Raw genomic sequence first — 5107 nt, forward strand, 5'->3', positions numbered from 1 at the left:
TGGAACGGAAATCTTCATCAATATTCTTTTTTAACAGAACCTATTTAAAAAAGGAAAAGCAATTAAAATTGCTTTTCCTTTTTTGAGTTTCTTTACTAAGTCAGTTATTTTCTTTCATATTCCTTTAAGTAATGTAATAGATGTTTATAATGATTTTTAGTTGATATCTTTATCCCTTTTTCGAGCTCTTTTTGCTTGTTCACTTCTAACTTATCCGTATCTATTTGAAAAAAAGATTCTATAATATTATTTCCACTAGGCGTTCCGATATATAAGTTCAACATCCCATTTGAATTTATGCCTAAATATCCTTTTGACTTTAAAGTAGGAGACAGATCTTTTATTTTTTTCATAAGAACAATTTGATCATCATTTTCTTCTATGATTTTCCAACCCTTGAATTCTTTCTTAACTTGATCTAGCGTTTTGTGTTGATTAATATAGATTTCCTCAATCACTTCACCATTTATATATACTTTATGCAAAATGATTGTTAGCCCTTTATTCGTAGAACGATTATGATGATTAATTTTGTTATAAGCTGCCAATGTTTCAGTTTGTGCCGGAACTACTAGAGCTAGAATACAAACAAATAATAAAATAAAATTTTTCACAAACATCCACTCCTTTAGACATAATCATACAACCTTTTTTAGTTTGACCATTCTATTTCTCTTTATCCAGCTTGTTCAAACTTTTTTATATGATTCTGTTAAATGCATGTCTCCAATAAAATGTACACAATGTACTACTTCATTTCTAATGCAAAAAAGTCCTAAAGAATATCTTTAGGAACTACGGAGTGAACGATATTTTGCGAAACTTAATGATTCAAAGTTGTTGCTTCAAATAATGAAATAAAAACGTTAGGTGCAACTTCAACTTTCTTTTGAAAAGTAAAACCAGAAGAAAGATATAAGTTGATTGCTGGTGCATTGTCAGATCCAGTTGAAACAATTACTTTTTTATTTTGGACTATATTCTTTAAAAAATCATTCACTAATCTTCTAGCGATACCTTGCTTAAAGTAAGTAGGATGAACAACTAGTCTACATATTTGGTATTCGGTTTCTGAATCTGTATATGATAAGAACGCTACTAAATTCTTTTCTATTAAATAGCCGACAAAATTCTCATTTGATGCTTGAATACTTTCTACAGTATCCTTTAGTTGAGGAATCCCTTCAAAATTAATTAATTTTGCCTCAACTTTATATGCAGGTAATTGTACATCTAGCATTAACTCTGCTATTTTTTGATCTCTATGATCTAATTTAACAATCAAGATTTTCTCCCCCTATGACATCCTCTTAAACCTGATAGATCTCTAATCTTTTTTTTGGGATAATCCATTCAAAATATAAAAATTAAATAACTCAGTAATTTTTTGTGCCCCTAATGCTTCGTGATCTTTCTCCCATTCGATTTTTAGTGTTGTGTAAAGTCGAAACATTACCAATGCTGTTATTTCTGGATCACATTCAACAATCTCTTTTTTAACAATTCCTTCTTCAATTTTCTTTTGTATGTATTGGATGATTGAATGATTTAAACGTTTAAGTGCATCATGTACAACAGATGTTCCTATTTCTTTTTGTTCTTGAAGTAATTTTATTGTCAATTCATGTTCATTATGAAATGCAATAAAAACTTCTATCCCTTTATGTGCTTTTTCAATAAAAGAATCTTCATCACGAATTGATTGTTCAGCTAAAAATTTCATTTCATTGATTAAATTATTAATGATTTCATCGAATAATTCTTCTTTATTTTTGAAAAAAGTATAGATCGTTCCTTTACCAACATTTGCTTGTTTTGCAATTTGGCTCATCGTAGTTGCTTTATATCCAAAGATCGTAAATGACTTTGTGGCAGCTTCTAGAATACTTTGCTTTTTCAACTAGTATTTCACCTCAAATCTTATCAAAAGTTGACCAAACTTTCATTTTGGTCAACATTAAAAACACTTTACCATAATGTCTATCCCTTATCAAATCAATTATTTAACTATTCAAAATAAGAAAAGGAAGAGGTGTAAGCCTCTTCCTTTTCTTATTGCTGATTGAAAACGCTTGTCTTTCGAGGCGCGAAGCCTAGGGAGGAGCAGAGTTACCCTTAGATGGTAATGAGCACCGCAGTCAGGCGAAGCAACGAAGAAAGCGAGCGTTTGTCATCAGTCTGAAAGGGAGCGGTGTGAGCTCTCTTCCTTTCAATTCATTACCTGTTCGGTTTTGCTATATCTTTCACATCATTTTTAACATTACGATACATATGTTTTACATTACCTTTTGTATCGTATAAAACATTTTTTGTTGCATTAGGAATATTATTCTTTATATCATTCCCAATATTATGATCGAATGTTACATATACTTTTTTACCGAGCGTATATGGTGCTAATGCGTCTTTGATTTTTGATCGAGTAGCATTTTCATCTACATTTTTATTTACTAAATCTACCGCAACGAGTACTTGATCACCAAAAGCAACTGTATTAGCGTCAGATACATTTGCCAATTGTTCTACTCGTTTTGAAATATCATCAGCATACTTTCGATCTCCATCATTCATATTATTATTTGTACTTATATTTGTATAAGGTACAAGAGTATTTAAATCGTTATTATAACGCACCTGATCCATTGTGTAGTTTCGATTCGTATTATTGACATTTCTATTTTTCACGTCACGGACAATGCCATTATTTGAATACTCACTACCCAAGCCTTCATTAATTCGATCATTTCCGTAGTGGGTATTTTTATTCGTAAAATAATCTTTATTATTTGGATAATTGACGTTTTCATAACGATCGTTTACAGCATAAGGGTTAGTCGGTCTATTGAAATTTACTTTTTCATAACCAACATTTCTTTTGTGGTCATTCATGGCATTATTGTTTGCGCCACAAGCTGACAATGTTAATGCAGTTAGTAAAGTACTTGTAGCTACGATAAAACCTTTTTTATTCAATATTAAACCCTCCCTATTTTTGCAGCTAATTGTAATACGTATTTGTATTACAAAGTTAGGATGACCTTTTAAGGAGGTTTTTAAAATGTTAATTGATGGATGTAGACAATATATGTCCCATTCAAAAAACTGTTTATTTTCGAAAAAAATTCAACTTAATGATTGAGGCAGAAAAGAAAAAAATAAAGAAAATTTGGTGAGTGGCAAGCTTTAAAGCGAAGATTCTACACCGCTGCCCATTTATACTTTTTTAATATATAAAAAAAGACGATTTTAATTCAATCGTCTTTTCTAAAATAGATTGTTTATTGTTCATCTTCCTCGAAATATGGAACTCCGTAAGAAGATTGATTTTGAGAATAAGGAGTAAATAATTGCGAATTTGGATCAAAATATGGTTCTGATGCATCACGGTACATCGGTGTAGGTCCTGCAGCATATGGTGAAACAACCGGTCCGCCTTGGAACTTAGGATAATCCATAGCTGGCAGTGTTTGCGGGAAGTTTCCATTCGGTCCCATATATGCCGGCAGTGTTGCTGGGAAGTTAGCATTCGGTCCCATATATGCCGGCAGCGTTGCTGGGAAGTTTTCATTTGGTCCCATATACGCTGGCAGTGTTGCTGGGAAGTTAGCATTCGGTCCCATATACGCTGGTAAGGTTGCTGGGAAGTTTTCATTCGGTCCCATATATGCTGGTAGTGTTGCTGGGAAATTAGCATTTGGTCCCATATATGCTGGCAGTGTTGCTGGGAAATTAGCATTTGGTCCCATATACGCTGGCAACGTTGCTGGGAAGTTTTCATTTGGTCCCATATATGCTGGCAGTGTTGCTGGGAAGTTTGGATTTGGACCAACATAAGCTGGTAACGTTTGTGGCATATTTAGATTTGGATTTGGTGCTGGGATTGGTGCTGGTAATGGAGTTGGTATAGCTGTTGGTGGTGCTGGCGCAATTGGTGCAACCGGAGCTCCACCAGTTACTCCTGGAAGCATTGGCATTGTTCCAAAGCCAGGTGAAACCGGTAATGTCCCACCTTCTCCTCTTGGATAATAAGGATAGTTTTCATTTGGTCCCATATACACTGGTCAGGTTTCTGGTACATTTGGTCCCATATATGCTGGTAACCTTTGTGGTTCAGGATAGTTTTCATTTGGTCCCATATACGCTGGTAAGGTTTGTGGTACATTTGGTCCCATATATGCTGGTAAAGTTTGTGGTACATTTGGTCCCATATATGCTGGTAATGTTTGTGGTACATTTGGTCCCATATATGCTGGTAAGGTTTCATTTGGTCCCATATATGCTGGTGAGGTTTGTGGCTGTGGCATATTCGGACCTGCATACGCGGGTAATGTTCCTGGGAAGTTTTCATTTGGTCCCATATATGCTGGTAATGGGAAGTTTTCATTCGGTCCCATATATGCTGGTAACGTTTGTGGCACATTTGGACCTACATATGCCGGTAATGTTTGTGGTGCATTTAAATTTGGTCCTGTACCCACATATGCTGGTAACGTTTGTGGCACATTTGGACCTACATATGCCGGTAATGGTTTTCCCGTAGCGATCGGTGAACCTTGCATATTCGGTTTTCCTGTTGCTACTGGTGACACTTGCATATTCGGTTTTCCTGTCGCTATTGGTGATACTTGCATATTCGGTTTTCCTGTTGCTACTGGTGATGCTACTGGTGACACTTGCATATTCGGTTTTCCTGTTGCTATTGGTGATACTTGCATATTCGGTTTTCCTGTTGCTACTGGTGATACTTGCATATTTGGTTTCCCTGTTGCTATCGGTGACACTTGCATATTTGGTTTTCCTGTCGCTACTGGCGATACTTGCATATTCGGTTTTCCTGTTGCTACTGGTGATACTTGCATATTTGGTTTCCCTGTTGCTACTGGTGATACTTGCATATTCGGCTTCCCTGTTGCCACTGGTGATACTTGTTGGTTTGGCTTATCTGTTGCTACAGGTAATACTTGCTGATTTGGCTTTCCTGTTTCTACTGGTGATACTTGTTGATTCGCATTATTTGTTACAGGTGATACAGTCGGTTTTGCAGGTGGAATAGGTACTTGCATAACAGGTTTTACAGTTGGTGTAACTTCAACATTAATATTAAAAT

General features: G+C 35.2%; 5 protein-coding genes and 1 pseudogene. All 6 read right to left on the reverse strand.

Annotated elements, in window-relative coordinates:
- Window positions 1-104 precede the first annotated feature (104 nt).
- Window positions 105-614: a BofC C-terminal domain-containing protein gene (locus B7R67_RS21680; protein WP_158095168.1), complete on the reverse strand. Its 510-nt coding sequence runs from the start codon at window positions 612-614 to the stop codon at window positions 105-107.
- 209 nt (window positions 615-823) lie between these two features.
- Entirely contained in the window at window positions 824-1285 is a 462-nt protein-coding gene (locus B7R67_RS21685) for a GNAT family N-acetyltransferase (RefSeq protein WP_235822245.1), read from the reverse strand.
- A gap of 42 nt (window positions 1286-1327) precedes the next feature.
- Complete coding sequence (locus tag B7R67_RS21690; RefSeq protein ID WP_088073073.1) at window positions 1328-1900, reverse strand: TetR/AcrR family transcriptional regulator; 573 nt, start codon at window positions 1898-1900, stop codon at window positions 1328-1330.
- Between the two features lie 317 nt (window positions 1901-2217).
- The gene (locus B7R67_RS21695; RefSeq protein WP_142289606.1) at window positions 2218-2973 is read right to left on the reverse strand and encodes a YhcN/YlaJ family sporulation lipoprotein; all 756 of its coding nucleotides are present in this window, start codon (window positions 2971-2973) and stop codon (window positions 2218-2220) included.
- A 305-nt stretch (window positions 2974-3278) separates the two neighbouring features.
- Window positions 3279-4052 (reverse strand): hypothetical protein, encoded by a 774-nt coding sequence (locus tag B7R67_RS21700; protein ID WP_088073075.1) that lies wholly within the window; start codon window positions 4050-4052, stop codon window positions 3279-3281.
- A 9-nt stretch (window positions 4053-4061) separates the two neighbouring features.
- Window positions 4062-5107: pseudogene (locus tag B7R67_RS22265) on the reverse strand (hypothetical protein); the annotation flags it as partial.

This window comes from Gottfriedia luciferensis (assembly GCF_002156865.1).
GTDB classification, from domain to species: Bacteria; Bacillota; Bacilli; order Bacillales; family Bacillaceae_G; genus Gottfriedia; species Gottfriedia luciferensis.

Excerpts from the sequence above, each read along its gene's own strand:
- B7R67_RS21700 (WP_088073075.1), bottom strand. The coding sequence starts at position 4,052 with ATGGGACCAAATGAAAACTATCCTTATTATCCAAGAGGAGAAGGTGGG.